At 70.9% G+C, this 17,050-nt stretch carries 19 protein-coding genes; 11 read left to right on the forward strand and 8 right to left on the reverse strand.

Going from position 1 to position 17,050, the window contains the following annotated elements:
- Positions 1 to 14 precede the first annotated feature (14 nt).
- A complete protein-coding gene (locus M2163_RS23760; protein WP_280854161.1) occupies positions 15 to 1,223 on the reverse strand; it encodes an extracellular solute-binding protein in 1,209 nt (402 codons plus the stop codon).
- 168 nt (positions 1,224 to 1,391) lie between these two features.
- On the opposite strand from M2163_RS23760, the gene M2163_RS23765 reads away from it, so the two are divergent.
- The 3 genes from M2163_RS23765 (at position 1,392) to M2163_RS23775 (ending at position 4,556) form a co-directional block, all read left to right on the forward strand.
- The gene (locus M2163_RS23765; protein ID WP_280850803.1) at positions 1,392 to 2,336 is read left to right on the forward strand and encodes an ROK family protein; all 945 of its coding nucleotides are present in this window, start codon (positions 1,392 to 1,394) and stop codon (positions 2,334 to 2,336) included.
- A complete protein-coding gene (gene nagA, locus M2163_RS23770) occupies positions 2,336 to 3,547 on the forward strand; it encodes an N-acetylglucosamine-6-phosphate deacetylase (RefSeq protein WP_280894959.1) in 1,212 nt (403 codons plus the stop codon). Before M2163_RS23765 ends, nagA begins: the two co-directional genes overlap by 1 nt.
- 82 nt (positions 3,548 to 3,629) lie before the next feature.
- Positions 3,630 to 4,556: a 1-phosphofructokinase family hexose kinase gene (locus M2163_RS23775; RefSeq protein ID WP_280897304.1), complete on the forward strand. Its 927-nt coding sequence runs from the start codon at positions 3,630 to 3,632 to the stop codon at positions 4,554 to 4,556.
- Between the two features lie 3 nt (positions 4,557 to 4,559).
- On the opposite strand, the gene M2163_RS23780 is transcribed toward M2163_RS23775, so the two are convergent.
- Together M2163_RS23780 and cdgB are read right to left on the reverse strand one after the other, a co-directional pair.
- Positions 4,560 to 5,501 carry a CBM35 domain-containing protein gene (locus M2163_RS23780; RefSeq protein WP_280894960.1) on the reverse strand — a complete coding sequence of 314 codons (942 nt, stop codon included), beginning with the start codon at positions 5,499 to 5,501 and terminating at the stop codon, positions 4,560 to 4,562.
- A 121-nt stretch (positions 5,502 to 5,622) separates the two neighbouring features.
- Complete coding sequence (gene cdgB, locus M2163_RS23785; protein ID WP_280850799.1) at positions 5,623 to 7,278, reverse strand: diguanylate cyclase CdgB; 1,656 nt, start codon at positions 7,276 to 7,278, stop codon at positions 5,623 to 5,625.
- Positions 7,279 to 7,602: 324 nt separating this feature from the next.
- Here cdgB and M2163_RS23790 point away from each other — a divergent pair, with 324 nt between their 5' ends.
- Entirely contained in the window at positions 7,603 to 8,148 is a 546-nt protein-coding gene (locus tag M2163_RS23790) for a flavin reductase family protein (protein WP_280854159.1), read from the forward strand.
- Positions 8,149 to 8,190: 42 nt separating this feature from the next.
- Positions 8,191 to 8,661, forward strand: coding sequence for a GNAT family N-acetyltransferase (locus tag M2163_RS23795; RefSeq protein ID WP_280894961.1), 471 nt, complete (start codon positions 8,191 to 8,193; stop codon positions 8,659 to 8,661).
- Here M2163_RS23795 and M2163_RS23800 read toward each other — a convergent pair.
- Together M2163_RS23800 and arfB are read right to left on the reverse strand one after the other, a co-directional pair.
- Positions 8,658 to 9,500 carry a sigma-70 family RNA polymerase sigma factor gene (locus M2163_RS23800; RefSeq protein WP_280894962.1) on the reverse strand — a complete coding sequence of 281 codons (843 nt, stop codon included), beginning with the start codon at positions 9,498 to 9,500 and terminating at the stop codon, positions 8,658 to 8,660. The genes M2163_RS23795 and M2163_RS23800 overlap by 4 nt on opposite strands.
- 131 nt (positions 9,501 to 9,631) lie before the next feature.
- Positions 9,632 to 10,069 (reverse strand): alternative ribosome rescue aminoacyl-tRNA hydrolase ArfB, encoded by a 438-nt coding sequence (gene arfB, locus M2163_RS23805; protein WP_053848704.1) that lies wholly within the window; start codon positions 10,067 to 10,069, stop codon positions 9,632 to 9,634.
- Between the two features lie 169 nt (positions 10,070 to 10,238).
- On the opposite strand from arfB, the gene M2163_RS23810 reads away from it, so the two are divergent.
- Positions 10,239 to 10,814, forward strand: a complete 576-nt coding sequence (locus tag M2163_RS23810) for a TerD family protein (RefSeq protein ID WP_037709701.1) — start codon at positions 10,239 to 10,241, stop codon at positions 10,812 to 10,814.
- Positions 10,815 to 10,874: 60 nt separating this feature from the next.
- Here M2163_RS23810 and M2163_RS23815 read toward each other — a convergent pair whose 3' ends face one another.
- Together M2163_RS23815 and M2163_RS23820 are read right to left on the reverse strand one after the other, a co-directional pair.
- The gene (locus tag M2163_RS23815) at positions 10,875 to 11,078 is read right to left on the reverse strand and encodes a DUF397 domain-containing protein (RefSeq protein ID WP_280894963.1); all 204 of its coding nucleotides are present in this window, start codon (positions 11,076 to 11,078) and stop codon (positions 10,875 to 10,877) included.
- The gene (locus M2163_RS23820) at positions 11,075 to 11,899 is read right to left on the reverse strand and encodes a helix-turn-helix transcriptional regulator (RefSeq protein WP_280894964.1); all 825 of its coding nucleotides are present in this window, start codon (positions 11,897 to 11,899) and stop codon (positions 11,075 to 11,077) included. The genes M2163_RS23815 and M2163_RS23820 overlap by 4 nt, the downstream gene beginning before the upstream one ends.
- A 206-nt stretch (positions 11,900 to 12,105) precedes the next feature.
- Between M2163_RS23820 and M2163_RS23825 the strand changes: the two genes are divergently transcribed.
- From M2163_RS23825 to M2163_RS23840, 4 genes are all read left to right on the forward strand, one after another.
- Positions 12,106 to 12,486, forward strand: coding sequence for an ATP-binding protein (locus M2163_RS23825; protein ID WP_348542166.1), 381 nt, complete (start codon positions 12,106 to 12,108; stop codon positions 12,484 to 12,486).
- Positions 12,487 to 12,697: 211 nt separating this feature from the next.
- The gene (locus M2163_RS23830; protein ID WP_280850793.1) at positions 12,698 to 13,549 is read left to right on the forward strand and encodes a helix-turn-helix domain-containing protein; all 852 of its coding nucleotides are present in this window, start codon (positions 12,698 to 12,700) and stop codon (positions 13,547 to 13,549) included.
- A 49-nt stretch (positions 13,550 to 13,598) separates the two neighbouring features.
- The gene (locus M2163_RS23835) at positions 13,599 to 14,192 is read left to right on the forward strand and encodes a Uma2 family endonuclease (RefSeq protein WP_280894965.1); all 594 of its coding nucleotides are present in this window, start codon (positions 13,599 to 13,601) and stop codon (positions 14,190 to 14,192) included.
- A gap of 30 nt (positions 14,193 to 14,222) precedes the next feature.
- Entirely contained in the window at positions 14,223 to 14,738 is a 516-nt protein-coding gene (locus M2163_RS23840) for a GNAT family N-acetyltransferase (RefSeq protein ID WP_280894966.1), read from the forward strand.
- A gap of 11 nt (positions 14,739 to 14,749) precedes the next feature.
- Here M2163_RS23840 and M2163_RS23845 read toward each other — a convergent pair whose 3' ends face one another.
- A complete protein-coding gene (locus M2163_RS23845; RefSeq protein ID WP_280894967.1) occupies positions 14,750 to 16,165 on the reverse strand; it encodes a M1 family metallopeptidase in 1,416 nt (471 codons plus the stop codon).
- Between the two features lie 41 nt (positions 16,166 to 16,206).
- On the opposite strand from M2163_RS23845, the gene M2163_RS23850 reads away from it, so the two are divergent.
- Positions 16,207 to 16,707, forward strand: a complete 501-nt coding sequence (locus M2163_RS23850) for a hypothetical protein (RefSeq protein ID WP_280850789.1) — start codon at positions 16,207 to 16,209, stop codon at positions 16,705 to 16,707.
- Positions 16,708 to 17,050: the final 343 nt, after the last annotated feature.

Genomic DNA, 17,050 nt, shown 5'->3' on the forward strand with positions numbered 1-17,050 from the left:
GCCACCGACAGCGACTACTCCGCGTTCCGCGCGGTCAGCTGCAAGGCGCGCAGCACCTGCGCGGGGTCCCCGCCGGAGCCGACCGCGGAGCCGATCCGCTTCTTGACCGCCGCGCTGACCGAGGCCCAGGACGTCTTGCCGACCGGCGGCAGCTCCGCTGAGGGCAGCGCGGCCAGGAAGGGCTTGAGGTCGGCGTCCTGGGAGCCGGCGCTCATGGCCGCGGAGGCGGAGTTGGTCACCGGCAGCAGGTCGTACTCCCGTGAGAACGCGAGGACGTTCTTCTCGCTGTAGACGAAGTCGAGGAAGTCGCCCACCTGTTCGGCGTGCCCGTTCTGCCGGAAGGCCATCATCCAGTCGGCGACGCCCATGGAGTTCCGGGTGGGCCCGTTCACGCCGGGCATGGGCACCATCCCGAACTTGACGCCCTTGTCGGCGGCGATCTTCATCAGCGAGGGGTGCCCGTTGAGCATCCCCACGTCCCCGGCGGCGAACGCCGAGAACGCGGCGGCCCGGTTGAGGTTCCCGGGCGCGACGGGGCCGGTCAGCCCCTTGCCGACGAGGTCGTCCTTGAGCCAGGTCAGCGTGGCGACGTTCTCCTCGGAGTCGATGCCGTAGGTGCCCACGTCGTCGACGTACCCGCCGCCCCCGCTCAGCAGCCACTGCATGGTCTCGGCCTGCGCCTCCTCGGGGCCGAGCGGCAGCGCGTACGGGTACTTGACCCCGTCCGCCTTGAGCGCCTCGGCGTCGGCGGCCAGCTCCTTCCACGTGGTCGGCGGGGTGAGCCCGGCGTCGGCGAAGAGGGTCTTGTTGTAGAAGAGGAGCCGGGTCGAGGCGGCGAACGGCATGCCGTACTGCATCCCGTTGATCCGCCCGGCGGAGCCGAGCTGGGAGACGAAGTCGGCCTGCTCGCGGATCCCGATCAGCTCGTCGGCCTTGTACAGCAGTCCCTTGTCCGCGTAGTCGGCGTAGGCGCCGATCTGCGCCATGTCGGGCGCCTCACCGGCGTCGACGAGCTCCTTGACCTTGCGGTCGACGTCGGTCCAGGAGTACACGCTGACGTCGACCCGCACGCCGGGGTGCTCGGCCTCGTACTCCTTGACGAGCTTGTCCCAGTACTTCTGGGAGCTGTTGGCCGAGCTGTCGCCGTAGTCGGCGGCGACCAGCTTCAGTGTCACCTGGTCCGATCCGCCCCCCACTCCGCAGCCACCGAGGACCGCCGTCATACCCAGTGCGGACACCGCCGCGATCGTTCCCGTCCTACGCCGCCGCACTGACAACCGCCCCAAACTCACGTTCAAAAACTTTCGAAAAGTCATACATATCTCGCCCTAAGGTCTACACCACGTGAGTGGACTAGACCTCTTGCGGGTCGACGGGTCACACTGTCCCCCGTGAGACATGTCATCGCCCTCGACGTGGGCGGCACCGGGATGAAGGCGGCCTTGGTCGGCGCGGGCGGCGAGCTCCTGCACCGGGCCCGCCGGGCGACCGGGCGCGAGCGCGGACCCCACGCGGTCGTGGACGGCATCCTCGACTTCGCCGCCGAGCTGCGCGCGTACGGCACCGAGCGGCTCGGCGCCCCCGCGGCCGCGGCCGGCGTCGCCGTCCCCGGCATCGTCGACGAGGACCGGGGCATCGCCGCCTACGCCGCCAACCTGGGCTGGCGTGACGTCCCCCTGCGCGCACTGCTCGCCGAGCGCCTCGGCGGCGTCCCGGTCGCCCTCGGCCACGACGTGCGCACCGGGGGCCTCGCCGAGGGCCGTGTCGGGGCCGGACAGGGCACCGACCGCTTCCTCTTCGTCGCCCTGGGGACCGGCATCGCGGGCGCCATCGGCATCGACGGACGGGTGGAGGCGGGCGCCCACGGCTTCGCCGGCGAGATCGGCCACATCGTCGTACGCCCGGACGGCACCCCCTGCCCGTGCGGCCAGCGGGGCTGTCTGGAGCGGTACGCCTCCGCCGCCGCGGTCAGCGAGGCCTGGGCCTCGGCCACCGGGAACCCGGACGCGGACGCGGCGGACTGCGCGAAGGCGGTCGAGTCCGAGGACCGCAGGGCCCGGGAGGTCTGGCAGCAGGCCGTGGACACCCTCGCCGACGGCCTGGTCACCGCCCTCACCCTCCTGGACCCCCGCACCCTGATCATCGGTGGCGGTCTGGCGGAGGCGGGGGAAACCTTGTTCACACCGCTGAGGGAGGCGGTCCGCACCCGGATCACCTTCCAGAAGCAACCGACCATCGTCCCAGCGGCCCTGGGCGACACGGCGGGTTGCCTGGGCGCGGGCCTCCTGGCCTGGGATCTCCTCGACAAGACCGACGGTACGGAGGTAACGCCCTGATGGCAGCCCACTCGGGGGCGCGGGGAACTGCGCGACCAGCCACGACGAACCCGCACCCCGCAACGGACCGTGCGCCCCTCATCCTGTCCGGCGCAACGGTCGTCCTCCCCACAGGAACCGTCGAAAACGGCCGGGTGATCGTCGACGGCACCCGAATCACCGGTGCCGCCCCGGACAACGCCCAGGTCATCGACGTGACCGGCCACTGGCTCGTCCCGGGTTTCGTCGACCTGCACAACCACGGCGGCGGCGGAGCCTCCTTCACCTCGGGCACCGTCGAGGACGTGCTCAGGGGCATCGCCACGCACCACGCCCACGGCACCACCACCCTCGTCGCCTCCACCGTCACCGGCGACATGGACTTCCTCGCGCAACGGGCCGGCCTGCTGAGCGAGCTCGCCGAACAGGGCGACATCGCCGGCATCCACTTCGAGGGCCCGTTCATCTCCCCCTGCCGCAAGGGCGCGCACTCCGAGGCACTGCTGCGCGACCCCGACCCGGCCGAGGTCCGCAAGCTGATCGACGCGGCGCGCGGGCAGGCGAAGATGCTCACCCTCGCCACCGAACTCCCCGGCGGCCTGGACTCCGTACGCCTGCTCGCCGAGCACGGGGTCATCGCGGCGATCGGCCACACGGACGCGACCTACGAGCAGACCGTCGAGGCGATCGACGCGGGCGCGACCGTCGCCACCCACCTCTTCAACGCGATGCCGCCCCTCGGCCACCGCACCCCGGGCCCCATCACCGCCCTGATGGAGGACGAGCGGATCACGGTCGAGCTCATCGACGACGGCACGCACCTGCACCCGGCCGCCCTCCAGCTGGCGTTCCACCACGCGGGTGCGCACCGGGTCGCCTTCATCACGGACGCCATGGACGCGGCGGGGTTCGGCGACGGCCGTTACCTGCTCGGCCCACTGGAGGTGGAGGTCAGCGAAGGGGTCGCCCGGCTGGTCGAGGGCGGTTCGATCGCCGGCTCGACGCTCACCCTGGACCGCGCGTTCAAGCGGGCGGTGACCGTGGACCGGCTGCCGGTCGAGGACGTGGTCGCGGCGATCTCCGCCAACCCGGCCCGGCTCCTCGGCATGGCCGACCGCATCGGGTCGCTGGAGCCCGGCAAGGACGCCGACCTGGTCCTCCTCGACCATCAATTCGACCTCAAGGGCGTCATGCGCCGGGGTGAATGGGTGGTCGATCCCCAACTGGGGTGATGTGTCCCGCTGTTGGGGTGGGGATCAGCCTGGGAGACTGGAGGGGCACATGTCCGTCCGTCTTCGGGGGAGGTCGGCCCGGGTGATCCTCACGGTCACGCTGAACACCGCTCTCGACATCACCTATCGCGTACGGTCGCTGCGGCCGCACAGCAGCCACCGGGTCACCGAGGTCATCGAACGCCCCGGCGGCAAGGGCCTGAACGTCGCCCGGGTGCTGGCCGCGCTCGGCCACGAGGTGACGGTCACCGGCTTCACCGGCGGCGCCACGGGCCGCACGGTCCAGGAGCGACTCACCGCCGTACCGGGCCTGGTGGACGCGCTCGTCCCGGTCACCGGCCCGACCCGGCGCACGATCGCCGTCGTCGACGAACGCTCCGGCGACACCACCCAGCTCAACGAACCGGGCCCCACCGTCACGCCCGCGGAGTGGTCGGCCTTCCAGGAGGCCTACGAGGATCTCGTCCCGTCCGTCTCGGCGGTGGCCCTGTGCGGGAGTCTGCCGCCGGGGGTGCCGGTGGGGGCGTACGCGGGCCTGATCCGCACGGCGAAGGCGGCCGGCGTCCCGGTCCTGCTCGACACCAGCGGGGAGGCACTGCGCCGGGGGGTCGCCGCCCGCCCCGACATCCTCAAGCCCAACGCCGCCGAACTGGCCGAACTGACCGGCTCCCACGAGTCCTTGCGCGCCACCCACGACGCCCGCCGGCGGGGCGCCCGCGCGGTGGTCGCGTCCCTGGGAGCGCAGGGTCTGCTGGCGGCCACCCCGGAGGGCCACTGGCGCGCCGCGCCCCCGACGGTGACCGGCAACCCGACGGGCGCCGGCGACTCGGTGGCGGCGGGCCTGCTGTCGGGCCTGGTGGAGCGACTGCCGTGGCCGGACCGCCTGACCCGCGCGGTCGCCCTGTCGGCGGCGACGGTCCTGACCCCGGCAGCGGGCGAGTTCGACCGGTCCACCTACGAGACCCTGCTGAACCGCGTCACGATCACGGGAGAGTCCAGCGCCGCGTGACCCCTACTGGTCGACGTTCTCCGTGACGTAGAACTGGTCGAGCAGGGCGTTGCACTGGTTGCCCTGCTGGCACGAGAGCTGGATCGTGTTGGTGCCCTTGGTCAGGGAGACCTGGGCCCAGGTCTCCTGCCACTCGTTGGCGGGAAGCCCACCGAAGTTCTTCATGTTCAGCGGCCGGGAGGCGGCCTTCCCGTTGACCGTCATGGTCCCGTTGGCATCGGCGTCGGGGAGGCCGTAGCGGACGTAGACCCGGTAGGTGCCGGCCTTCTTGATGCCGTTGACCGTCCAGGTGACCGAGGCGCCCACCTGGTTGAAGCCCTGGACGTACACGCCGCCGTCGGACTTGGCGCCCTTCACGTCGGACGCGAGGCTTGTGCCGCCCTCCAGCCGCATCGTCTTCGCGTCGGCCTTCGGGAGTTCGGCCTCCGCTTCCGCCGAGGTCGACGCACTCGGTTGCGAGCTCTGGGACGTGGTCGGGGTCGGGGCTGCCTCGTTGCCCTGGTCGTCCTTCTGGTCGTCGCCGCCCGCGATCGCGATGCCGATGCCGATGACCACCGCGGCCACCACGGCGATCGCGCCGATCAGCAGGCCCTTGGTGTTGGGGCCGCCGCCGCGGCGTCCGCCGCCGCTGTGGCCCGGCATGGGCTGCTGGCTGGTGGGGGCCGAGCCCGGGAAGGTCTCGGGGGCCGCGTAGTGGGCGCTGGGCTGGCCGTAACCGCCCTGCGCCTGCTGCTGCGGGACCTGGCCGTACGCCGCGGTCGGCGCGGTGGGTGCCTGCTGCTGCCCGTACTGGCGCTGGCCGACCGCGCGGACTCTGTTGACGGAGTTCGGGTAGCCGTAACCGCCGGAGGGCGGCTGGGCCCCGTTGGCCTGGCCGTCGGCGTAGAGGTAGCCGAACGGGTCGTCGTCCTCGGGCGTGCTCGCGCCGTTGTTGCCGGACGTCATCCCTTGGTACTCCTCAACAGGTGCGGATCGAATGCGATACGTGGAGTCAGAATGGCGAGCCTACCCGCTCCAGATGGCCCAAACGGGTGACTCGGATCGCATCGGCTCGCTGACCTGGGGCTCAGCCCGCGCGTCTGTGCTGTTTGGGACGAGATCGTTTCTCGACGTACATCCGCTCGTCGGCCGACTTCAGCACTTCGTCCGCCGTCATCCCGCAGTGCGCCCAGCCGATGCCGAAGCTGGCACCCACCCGCACGGCCCGTCCCTCGGCCCGGATCGGCTGGATGATCTCGTTGCGCAGGCGCACCGCGAGGTCCGCCGCGTCGGCCTTGCCGAGGCCGTCGGCGAGGATCACGAACTCGTCGCCGCCGAGCCGCGCCACGGTGTCGCCGTCGCGCACGCACTGGGACAGCCGGCGGGCGACCTCGATGAGCACCGCGTCGCCCGCGTTGTGCCCGAACCGGTCGTTGATCGACTTGAAGCCGTCGAGGTCGCAGAAGAGCACCGCGAGCCCCTTGGTGCCGTCGTCGCGCTCCCCCTCGGGGGCGACGGTGTGCACATGGTGGTCGAAGGCGTCGAACGCCTCGGCGCCGCCCTGCCGGAAGTCGAAGCCGTGGCCGCCCGCGTCGAAGGCCGGGTGCCCGAAGGCCGCGTCGACGGGCTCCAGGGCGCCGGTGTGGGTGGGGCGCTGGCAGAGCCGGGAGGAAAGCCGCGAGCGCAGCTCGGCGGAGTTCGGCAGTCCGGTCAGGGAGTCGTGGGAGGCGCGGTGGGCGAGCTGGAGCTCGCGGCGCTTGCGCTCCTCGATGTCCTCGACGTGGGTGAGCAGGAAGCGCGGGCCGTCGGCGGCGTCGGCGACCACCGAGTTGCGCAGGGACACCCAGACGTAGGTGCCGTCCCGGCGTCCGAGGCGGAGCTCGGCGCGTCCGCCCTCCGCCGAGGTCCGCAGCAGGGTGCCTATGTCCTCGGGGTGGACCAGGTCGGAGAAGGAGTAGCGGCGCATCGCGGACGCGGGGCGGCCGAGGAGACGGCACAGGGCGTCGTTGGTGCGCAGGATCCGGCCGTGCTGGTCGCCGCCCATCTCGGCGATGGCCATGCCGGAGGGGGCGTACTCGAAGGCCTGCCGAAAGCTCTCTTCACTGGCCCGCAGGGCCTGCTGCTCCCTTTCGAGCCTGACCAGTGCCCGCTGCATGTTCGAGCGCAGACGCGCGTTGCTGATCGCGATCGCGGCCTGGAACGCGTACATCTGGAGCGCTTCGCGGCCCCAGGCGCCCGGCCTGCGGCCGTTGCGCGGCCGGTCCACGGAGAGCACGCCGATCAGCTCGCCGCACTGGCCGCCCTGCACGCCCGGCGTGTACATCGGCGCGAACAGCCGGTCGGAGGGGTGCCACTCGTCCTCGAAGCGGGGCGCGGGCCCGTCGGTGTACCACTGCGGGACGTCGTCGTCGTCAAGGATCCAGCCCTCGGTGTGGGGTATGAAGACCAGGTCGCCCCAGGTCTCCCCCATGCTCAGCCGGCGCTCCCAGGACTCGCGGGAGCCGACCCGGCCGGTGATCAGGGCCTCGGCCGCCTGGTTCCCGGAGAAGGCGGCGACCACGAGATCGCCGTCGGGGCGCACGAGATTGACGCACGCCAGTTCGTACCCGAGTGCGGTGACCACGCCGTTCGCGACGGTCTGCAGTGTGTCGGCCAGGCTGCGGGCCGTGTTCATGTCGGCCATGACCTGGTGCAGCTGTCGCAGGGACGCAAGGCGGACGTACGGCTCCGACTCGCTCTCCATTGCTCGCCCTCCCCCCGAGACCTCGCAGCGAATCAAGGGTCATCTGTCCAGCCACTGAATCACAGCGCGCTGCCCGCTCGGTACACAGGGTCAACAATTGGCACCTCTTGTGACTCAAGTCACAGCGAAAGATGAGCAATTGAGCGGGGTTTCTGTGTTTTTCCTGTGCGTTTACGGCACACAAATTTCGGGCGATTATGCAGGTTCCGGCAGGCCGCCCGTCGGGAGACCTAGGTCCGGTCTCGGGCGAAGGCCCGATGCGGCGGGCGCGGCGCCGGGACTAGCGTTTCCGGCGTGTCGAACACTGCCTCCCCCACCGCCCCGATGATCCCTCCGCCCGCTTCCGGGCATGCTGTGGGGGTGAGCAACGACGAGTTCCGCGCCGCCATGTCCCGGCTGGCCGCGGGCGTGGTCCTGGTGACCGCGTTCGAGCCCCCGCTCGACGCCGAGGGACCCAAGGGCGAGGACGTCGGCATGACGGCCACCGCGTTCCTGTCCGTCTCCCTGGACCCGCCTCTGGTGCTGGTCAGCCTGCGTACCGGCTCCCGCATGGACGACCTGCTCGACGAGCAGCCGCTGTGGGCGGTGTCCGTCCTGTCCGAGAGCCAGCGGCACATCGCGGGCCGCTTCGCCATGAAGGGCCGCATCAGCGACCGCCTGCTGTTCGAGGACATCCCGTACGTCCGCGGCTCGGCGACCGGCGCCGCTCTGGTGGGCGGCGCCCTCGCCACCCTGGAGTGCCGCACCGAGCAGCGTGTGGAGGCCGGCGACCACACCCTGGTGATCGGCCGCGTCCTGACCGCCGACGTGCCGAGCGCGGACGGCGGACCGCTGACGTATTTCCGCGGCAGGTACCGGCAGTTGGGATGAATTCCGTGGCGGTGTGCCACCGATGCGTCCTAAGGTCCCCGGATGACATTCGCACCCCGCCTCGAAGAGGTCACACCCGGGAATTTCGAAACAGCGACCGGCATACGCGTCCGCCCCGAGCAGGAATTCGCGATCTCCCCCGTGATGCAGTCCCTCGCCGAGGCCTACGTGCATCCCCCGGGCGTCGCCTGGCCCCGGCTGATCGTCGACGGTGACCGCACGGTCGGCTTCCTGATGGCCTTCCTCGACATCGACTGGCGCGCCGACGGCGGCACCGTGCGCCGCTCCGGCCTGTGGCGCCTGAACATCGCGGCCGACGCCCAGGGCCAGGGCTACGGCCGTTTCGCCGTCGACTCGGTCGCCGCGGAGCTGCGTCGCCGGGGCACGAAGGAGTTGTACGTCACCTGGCACGAGGGCCCGGACGGTCCGGCCGAGTTCTATCTGAAACTGGGCTTCCGCCGGACCGGGGAGCTGAGCGGGGGAGAGACGGTGGGCGTCCTGGACCTCGCCTAGAGGAGGGTGACGTCCGAGCGGGCCGCCGTCGCCGGGTCCGTGGTGATGTCGATCACGGCGATCCGGTCGTGTACGAACGTGAACGCGAGCGTCCGCTCCACCCTGCCGTCCCGCAGCAGCGCGAAGCCGGTGCGGCCCTCGACGAGAGCCGGCCGGACGACACCGGTGATGTGCCGCGCGTATCCGGTCGCCCCCTTGGCCACTGCGAGGGCCCCCGTCGTCACCCCGGCCTCCGTGCGCACCACGACATCCGGGTCGAGGACCGCCAGCAGCCCCTCGAAGTCCCCTTCGCGCGCGGCGGCGAGGAAGGCGTCGACGAGTTCCCGCCGCCGGGCCGGACCGGTCTCGGTGGCCTGGGCGCCGCGCACCCGGCGCCGGGCCCTGCTGCCGAGCTGGCGGGCGGCCGCCGGGGACTTGCCGATGACGCCGGCGACCTCGTCGTACGGGACGGCGAAGAGGTCGTGGAGGACGAAGGCGAGCCGTTCGGCGGGGGTGAGGGTGTCGAGGACGACGAGCAGGGCGCTGCCGACCGAGTCGGCGAGCAGGACGTCCTGCTCGGGGTCGGAGACGGCGGCCGGGACCGGTACCTCGGGTTCCAGCGGCTGTTCGGCACGGGACCTGCGGGCGCGGAGCATGTCGAGACAGACCCGCCCGACGACCGTCGTCAGCCAGCCCCCGAGGTTGTCGACATGGCTGGTGTCCGACCGGCTCATCCGCACCCACGCCTCCTGCACGGCGTCCTCCGCCTCGCCGGACGACCCGAGCATCCGCCGCGCCACGGCCAGCAGCCGCCCGCGGTGCGACTCGAACCGCTCGGCCAGGAAGTCCTCGTCGCGCATGGGTCACCGCTCTCGTCGTCGTCAGCCGTCGATGAGTTGACGGATGAGACGGCGAGAATGTGACGCGCCCTTCAGGGGCGCGGGGAACTGCGCGACAAGCCACGACGGCGCCGCGCCCTACAGACGGGCTGTTACCCCCAGTCCCGCCCCGACCGTCCCCGCTTCGTGTCCGACCGCGCCTTCTTCTCCCGCAGCCGACGCTCATTGATCCCACGGGGAATCCGAGTGGGCCGCCGCGGCTTCGGCGGCGGCGCCGTCGCCTCCGCCAGCAGCGCCGCGAGGCGTACGGCCGCCGTCTCCCGGTTGCGCCACTGAGACCGGTGCTCGGAGGACCGTACGGTCACGACCCCGTCGACGAGCCGCGAGGCCAGCTTGGCGAGGGCCCGCTGCTTCCACACCTCGGGCAGGGCCTCGGTGCGGGCGAGGTCGAAGCGGAGCTCCACCTGGGAGTCACTGGTGTTGACGTGCTGACCGCCCGGACCGGACGACCGCGAGAAACGCCACATGAGCTCGGCCTCGGGAAGCGAGACGGAGCCGCGGATGACGTAAGGACCGGACATGGGGTCCATGTTCCCGCCTCTGACCAGTCCACGTCACCCCAATATCTCCCGCCCGCCGCCCGCTTCCGCTTGGGTAAAGAAAGTAAAGAAGCGGGGAACCTTCGACACCACTCGCGGCGTTCATAGAGGTAGCTGTAGCTTCGTGCCCGTTACATAACGAGGGAAGGGACTCCCAACAATGGCTGTAAGCCTGTCCAAGGGTGGCAACGTCTCGCTCACCAAGGAGGCTCCGGGCCTGACCGCCGTCACCGTGGGCCTCGGCTGGGACGTCCGCACGACCACCGGCACGGACTTCGACCTCGACGCCTCGGCGATCGCGGTCAACACGCAGGGCAAGGTCTACTCCGACGCCCACTTCGTGTTCTTCAACAACAAGCAGACCCCGGACAGCACCATCGTCCACACCGGTGACAACCGCACCGGCGAGGGCGCGGGCGACGACGAGGCGATCAACGTCAACCTGGCCGGTCTCCCGGCCGACATCGACAAGATCGTCTTCCCGGTCTCGATCTACGACGCGGAGAACCGCTCGCAGAACTTCGGCCAGGTCCGCAACGCCTACATCCGCATCGTGAACCAGGCTGGCGGCGCCGAGATCGCCCGCTACGACCTCTCCGAGGACGCGGCCACGGAGACGGCGATGGTCTTCGGCGAGCTGTACCGCAACGGCGCGGAGTGGAAGTTCCGCGCGGTGGGCCAGGGCTACGCGTCCGGCCTGGTCGGCATCGCGCAGGACTTCGGCGTGAACGTCTAGTCACAGCAATTCGCTGCGCTGAGCGGGAGCCCCTGGCCGTACCGGCCGGGGGCTCCGGCGTCAGGTCTGTGACACGAACGCGGTCCAGCTGGCCGGGGTGAAGGCCAGGCGGGGGCCGGTGGTGTCGTTCTTGGAGTCGCGGACGTGGATCGTGCGGGGTGCTATCGCGATCTCGACGCAGGAGTTGCCGTCGTTGCCGCCGCTGTAACTGCTCTTGAACCACGCCAGGTCGGAGACGTCCCCGGCAACGGACTTGCGGATCATGTTGCTCCCAGCAGTTGTTCGATGAGGACCAACGACTCCCCTGGTGAGAGAGCCTGCGCGCGGATCGTGCCATACCGCAGTTCCAGGATCCGCAGCTGTTTCGGATCCGAGGTCGCACGACCGTCGGAACGCCCAACCGCCGTACCGTCCGGGAACTTCAGCACCTCGATCCTTCCGTCCAGACCGGAGTGGACCTCGGTGTTCAGCGGCATCACCTGAAGCACGACGTTGTGCAGCCGCCCCACCTCCAGCAGGTGTTCGAGCTGTCGTCGCCACACCATTGTGCCTCCGATGGGACGACGCAGGACGGCCTCCTCCAGCACGAAGTGGATGGAAGGCGCCGGATCGCGCTCGAAGACGGACTGCCGCGCGAGCCGAGCGTTCACCATGCGCTCCACGTCGTCCGGCGAATAGGGCGGCTGCGCGGCGGAGATCACGGCTCGCGCATGCTCCGGCGTCTGCAACAGCCCAGCGACGATGTTGCACTCGTAGACCCCGATCTCGACGGCCTGCCCCTCCAACTTGGCCAGTTCCCGCACCTTCTTGGGATACCGGACCTTCTTGACGTCCTCCCAGGTCGCGGAGAGGAGCCCTCCGGCCCCCAACACCTCGTCCGCCCTGTCCAGATACTCCTGCCGGGGAATCCGCTTGCCGCCCTCGATCTTGTAGACGAGGTCCTCGCCGTACCCGACCGCCTCCCCGAACTCCGCGGCTCGCATCCCCACGGCCTCGCGTCGCAGCTTCAGTTGCCTCCCGACCGTCGCGATGACCGCGACACCCCACTCGTCGTCCGGGTCGACCGTCTCGCCATCCACACTCATCCCGCGCCCCTACCCTTGCGACGACCTCCGACAGACCGGACACGACCGGACAGCCTCCGGACAGTCACCGTACGTATCGACTCCATCACTGTTCACGGTAAGCGAGCGCCACCACGCTGAGTGACGTAAATCAAGAAACCGCCGTCATCAGGAACTTCAGCGTCCTGCTCTCCCCCACTCCCCGCGGGGCCCGCCTGGCCCGACTCCTGGCGACGGAGCAACTCCGCGAGTGGGGCCTCCCCTTGCACCCCGCGGAGCACATCGTGGCGGAGCTGGCGGTGAACGCGGCCACGCACGGCCGGGTCCCGGGACGCGACTTCCGCGTGACGCTGTACGTCGTCGGGGGCACCCTGCGCATCGAGGTCACGGACACCCGGGGTGACTGTCTGCCGTGTGTCCAACCCGCGGCGCCGGGGGCCGAGTCGGGCAGGGGACTGGCACTCGTGGACGCGTTCGCCGACCGCTGGGGTGTTGCGCAGGGGCCCCGTCCCCGCAAGACGGTGTGGGCGGAAATCGATGTCTCACCGCGTCCCGAGAACCCGTACTTCGGAGGCGCAGGCGGCCTTTCCCAAAGAACTCAAGGGTGAAAGAAACCCCACCAAGCCCCACCCCTCCTCCCGCGAAGTCGCAGCTCACTCGCCCGAGTGAACATCGCCAACTCAGCTGGATTTCCGCCCGGTTGCTTGCTCTACAGTCGGCGCAACACAACCGCAGACCTGCTGCGGACATACAACGGCCCTCGCGGGGACTGGCATCCCGATGCGAGGGCCTGACCACCAAGGAAGAAGCACCTTCCCGATGGACACGCAAAACCCTAGCGCGCCCCCGCGCCCCCAGTCCCGTACCGCGGGCAAAAACCACCCCCACGCGGGTGGCCTCGTTCACGAGAACGCCCGTCACACCGAACGCTTCACGGTGATCGGCAACCACCTCGCCCAGCACCCGGAGCTCTCGCTCGTCGCCAGAGGGCTGGCCCTGTACATCCAGTCCCTCCCGGCAGGCGCCCCCGTGGACATCAAGACCCTCGCGACCCGCTTCCCCGAGGGCAGGGACCGCATCGCCGCCGCCCTGCGGGACCTGGAGACCCACGGCTACCTGCGCCGCACCCGCGAACGCGTCCCCGGCGGCCGTATCGTCACCCGCACGGTCTCCTGCAACCGGCCGGGTCACCGTGGCCGTACCGGCGAGGACCAGGCCCCCGGGCCGCCGAAGAAACGGCAACCGGCGCCCCGCAAGAAGCTCCTGCCCGCCGTACCGCAGCCGGGCTACCCCGCACCCGCGCTCATCCAGCGGGCGATCGAGCTCCTGGCCACGCTCCGCCGCCACGACCCCCGCCTGCTCCTGTCGGCCACGGACACGGAACACCTGGCCCCCGGAGTCGCCGCGTGGCTGGAACGGGACCTGACCCCCACCGACGTACGGGACGCCCTGACCGCGCGCCTCCCGATGGAACCCCTGCACCGCCCGGCAGCCCTCCTGGCCCACCGGCTGGCCGCCCAGCTGCCACCCCTGCCCCCGATCCGGCCCCCGGCCCCACCCCCGGAGGTACGGCACCCCTGGCAGAACTGCGACGGCTGCAACCGCGTGTTCCGCGCCCCGGAACCGGGCCGCTGCCGTGACTGCCGAGGCGATCTCCCGGAGGCCACCTAGCATGGACGTGACGATCCTGGCCCCTGGGCACAGACGAGGAGCGAGCGCCATGACCATCGCACCGGACGACGCGCAACGGAGCGGCTCCCACATCTACCGGGCGATGCGAGATCTCGTTCAGTCCATGGACGACACCATCCCTGGCAAGTTCGAGATCACCCAGGAAGGGATCGTCCACGACATGATGTCGCCCATTGGGCCGCACGAGCTCACAGTGCTGCGCCTCAGGAAGCGTCTGGAAAAGGTGATGCCGGAAGAAATCGTGGCGCACACAGGCGAGCCGGATGTGGAGGGCCAGTCCGAAGGCATCATGCGGCGTCCCGACGTAATGGTGATCGCCGAGGTCGACATGGAGACCGAAGGAACCTTCGATCCTCATACGATTCGCGCCGCCATCGAGGTCGTCTCCCGCTCCAACCCCGACAACGACTGGGTCGGCAAGGTCCGCGACTACCCCCTGATCGGCATCCCCGTCTACGCGATCTTCGACCCCCGCACCGCCACCGGCGCCGTCCTCACCGACATCCACCCCACCCCCGACGGCCCCCGCTACGCGACCCGCAAGGACTTCGTCTACGGCGAGGACGTCACCATCGGCGACTGGACCATCTCGACAGAGGGCCTGCCGCGTTACAAGGAGTAGCCGGCACAGCCGTCAACTACTCTGCCCGGCATGCTCCTCACCCCCCTCGACCTCACCCCCGACCACGACATCCCGGCTCCCCTCCTGACCGAGCTCACCGCCCTGTACGCCGCCAACCACGCGTTCTTCGCGCTCAGTGGTGACTTCCCGGACCCGGACGACATCCGGCCGGAGCAGGTGGCGGCCGCCCTGGCCGAGGAGCTCGCGCATCCGGACGCGGAGGTCCTGCTGGCCCGCAGCGAGGGCCGGCTGGTCGGGGTGGCCGTCACGCTCGCCCACCACCCGGACCCGGCCGACCCGGACCCGTGGATCGGGCTGCTGATGATCGACGCGGGCGTGCACCGGCAGGGCCACGGGCAGCGGCTCGCGCGGCTCGTCGAGGACCGTTTCCGCGAAGAGGGCCGCACCGCCGTCCGCCTCGCCGTCCTCGACGGCAACGACCCCGCCCTCGCCTTCTGGACCACCCTCGGCTACGAGGTCATCGACCACCGCACAGACCGCCGACTGGCCCGCCCCTGCTCGGTGTTGCGCAAGCCGCTGGACTAGGTCCCGGCCGGTTACGGCTGGTCCGGCTTCCCCTCCCCGTACAGCCACTCGTCCCAGATGGGCCCGAAGTCCTCGTCGGGGGCCAGGTCCTCGACGTACGACGTGAAGTCCTCGGTGTCCGCGTTGCCGTGGCGGTGGGTGGTGGGCCAGTCGCGCAGGAGGGCCAGGAAGGCGGTGTCGCCGAGCCGCTGCCGGATCTTGTGGAGGACCATCGCGCCGCGCTGGTAGACGGGGCTGTCGGAGAGGTGCGCGGCGCTCGACGGCTTGCCCGGCGGGAAGGACCAGAGGTCGTCGTAGTCGTCCTCGCCGTGCGCGTACAGCTCGTCGAAGGTCTCCTGGGCGCTGTCCCCGCCGTGGTCCTCCGCCCACAGCCACTCGGCGTAGGTCGCGAAGCCCTCGTTGAGCCACATGTCCCGCCAGGTCCTCGGGGTGACCGAGTCGCCGTACCACTGGTGGGCGAGTTCGTGGACGAGGGTCTCGGTGTCGGGGGCGCCGGGGAAGAAGGGGCGGTTCTGGGTCTCCAGGGCGTACTCGGCGTCCCCCTCGCGGTCGACGATCGCGCCGGTGGAGGAGAAGGGATAGGGGCCGAAGGTGCCTTGCGCCCACGTCATCACGGAGGGGAGGAGCCCCAGGACCTTCCGGCTCGCGGCCGCCTCCGCCGGGTCCACCGCGAGGTACACGGGCAGACCGTCGGCGAGGGTGGAGGTGTGGACGTCGTAGTCGCCGATCGCGAGGGTGGCGAGATAGCTCGCCATGGGTTCGGCGCTGTGCCAGTGGGACGTCGTACGGCCGCCGCCGGTCCTGCTCGCCGTCAACTCCCCGTTGGAGACGGCCTGGAGACCCTCGGGCACGGTGATCGTGAGGTCGTAGGACGCCTTGTCGGAGGGGTGGTGGTTGCCGGGGAACCAGGCCATCGAGCCGGTCGGTTCGCCGAGGGCCACCGCGCCGTCCTCGGTGGGCAGCCAGCCCTCCTGGGAGCCGTCCGGGTCGGTGATCGTCCTCGGGGTGCCCGCATAGGCGACGGTCACGCGGAAGACGCGGCCCTCGTCGAGGTCGTCGTGCGGGCGTACGGTCAGCTCCTGGCCGGTGCGGTTCCAGCGGGCCGGGTCGCCGCCGACGCTGATCCTCTGGACGTCCAGGCCGTCGAGGTCCAGGTCGAAGGCGGTCAGGTCCTGGGTGGCGCGGGCGGTGAGGGTCGCCGTACCCGAGAGCCGGTCGCGGTCCGGGTCGTAGGCGAGGTCGAGGTCGTAGTGGGTGACGTCGTAGCCGCCGTTGCCGGCTCTCGGGAAGTAGGGGTCGCGCAGACCCGGACCGCCGGGGGTGCCGTGCACTCCGCCGTCGCACGCGGTCAGGGCGAGGGCTCCCGCGAGGAGCAGGGCCAGGGGAGCGCGCAGGGGAACGGGGACGAGCGGCGCGGATCGGGACACGCCAGTGATCCTATGAGGGCCCGCGTGACACCATCGCCTACGTGCTCGACATCGGCTACGCCCTCTCCAACCGCTTCCCGGACCCCCCGCAGACCGACTACCGCCGCGCGGACGTCCACGCGCTGCGGTACGACCTGTTCTGCGGGGACGTGTATCTCGCGGACACCAAGGAGGACCGGGAACTGTCCACAGCCTGGGGATGGGTGCCGGTGCTCGACTTCGCGTGGGCGCTGTGCGACATCGTCGAACGCCTCGACCGCGACCCGGCGGGCTCCCGCGCCTCGCGCCCCCAGCACGCGGAGCTCGACTTCACCGAGTCCACCGACCGGATGCTCTTCGAGCGCCGCTTCGGCTGGGTGGACATCGAGGCCGACTGGATGCCGGCCGAGGAGCCCCCGCTCACCTTCTCCCACACGGACCTGCGCCGCGAGGCCCGCGACTTCCTGCACGACCTGATCGCCGATCTCGTCGACCTGCACGAGGACCTGGGCGAGAACCCGGCGATCTGGACCCTCCAGGCACGCTTCCCGCGAGTGAAGTGATCACGGGGACCACACCCCCACCTCGGCCCCCGCCAGGTCGGCCCCGGTCAAGCGTGCACCCCGCCAGGCCGCCGCCACCTGCCAGACCGGCCCCCCGTCAACGCCACCCCCGTCGGCCCTCCACCCGCCAGGCCGGCCCCTTCAAGCGTGCACCCCACCAGGCCGACCCCCGTCAGACCGCCGCCCCCGTCAGCCCTCGACCCCCGCCGGGCCGTCTGTCGTCAACCTCCACCCGCCAGACTGGCCCCCCGTCAGCCGCCACCCCCGTTGGCCCTCCACCCGCCCGGTCGGCCGCCGTCAGGCCCCACCCGACAGGCCGCCCGTCGTCAGGCCTCCCCCTGCC

The organism is Streptomyces sp. SAI-135 (genome assembly GCF_029893805.1).
GTDB lineage: Bacteria > Actinomycetota > Actinomycetes > Streptomycetales > Streptomycetaceae > Streptomyces.

What these genes read in the sequence shown, in the direction of transcription:
- M2163_RS23830 (WP_280850793.1), top strand. Translation starts at nt 12,698, where the DNA reads ATGGACACGCAAAACCCTAGCGCGCCCCCGCGCCCCCAGTCCCGTACC.
- M2163_RS23780 (WP_280894960.1), bottom strand. Translation starts at nt 5,501, where the DNA reads ATGACGTCCGGCAACAACGGCGCGAGCACGCCCGAGGACGACGACCCG.
- M2163_RS23820 (WP_280894964.1), bottom strand. Translation starts at nt 11,899, where the DNA reads ATGAGTGTGGATGGCGAGACGGTCGACCCGGACGACGAGTGGGGTGTC.
- M2163_RS23810 (WP_037709701.1), top strand. Translation starts at nt 10,239, where the DNA reads ATGGCTGTAAGCCTGTCCAAGGGTGGCAACGTCTCGCTCACCAAGGAG.
- M2163_RS23795 (WP_280894961.1), top strand. Translation starts at nt 8,191, where the DNA reads ATGACATTCGCACCCCGCCTCGAAGAGGTCACACCCGGGAATTTCGAA.
- M2163_RS23815 (WP_280894963.1), bottom strand. Translation starts at nt 11,078, where the DNA reads ATGATCCGCAAGTCCGTTGCCGGGGACGTCTCCGACCTGGCGTGGTTC.
- M2163_RS23840 (WP_280894966.1), top strand. Translation starts at nt 14,223, where the DNA reads ATGCTCCTCACCCCCCTCGACCTCACCCCCGACCACGACATCCCGGCT.
- M2163_RS23800 (WP_280894962.1), bottom strand. Translation starts at nt 9,500, where the DNA reads ATGCGCGACGAGGACTTCCTGGCCGAGCGGTTCGAGTCGCACCGCGGG.
- M2163_RS23790 (WP_280854159.1), top strand. Translation starts at nt 7,603, where the DNA reads ATGATCCCTCCGCCCGCTTCCGGGCATGCTGTGGGGGTGAGCAACGAC.
- arfB (WP_053848704.1), bottom strand. Translation starts at nt 10,069, where the DNA reads ATGGACCCCATGTCCGGTCCTTACGTCATCCGCGGCTCCGTCTCGCTT.
- M2163_RS23835 (WP_280894965.1), top strand. Translation starts at nt 13,599, where the DNA reads ATGACCATCGCACCGGACGACGCGCAACGGAGCGGCTCCCACATCTAC.
- nagA (WP_280894959.1), top strand. Translation starts at nt 2,336, where the DNA reads ATGGCAGCCCACTCGGGGGCGCGGGGAACTGCGCGACCAGCCACGACG.
- M2163_RS23760 (WP_280854161.1), bottom strand. Translation starts at nt 1,223, where the DNA reads ATGACGGCGGTCCTCGGTGGCTGCGGAGTGGGGGGCGGATCGGACCAG.
- cdgB (WP_280850799.1), bottom strand. Translation starts at nt 7,278, where the DNA reads ATGGAGAGCGAGTCGGAGCCGTACGTCCGCCTTGCGTCCCTGCGACAG.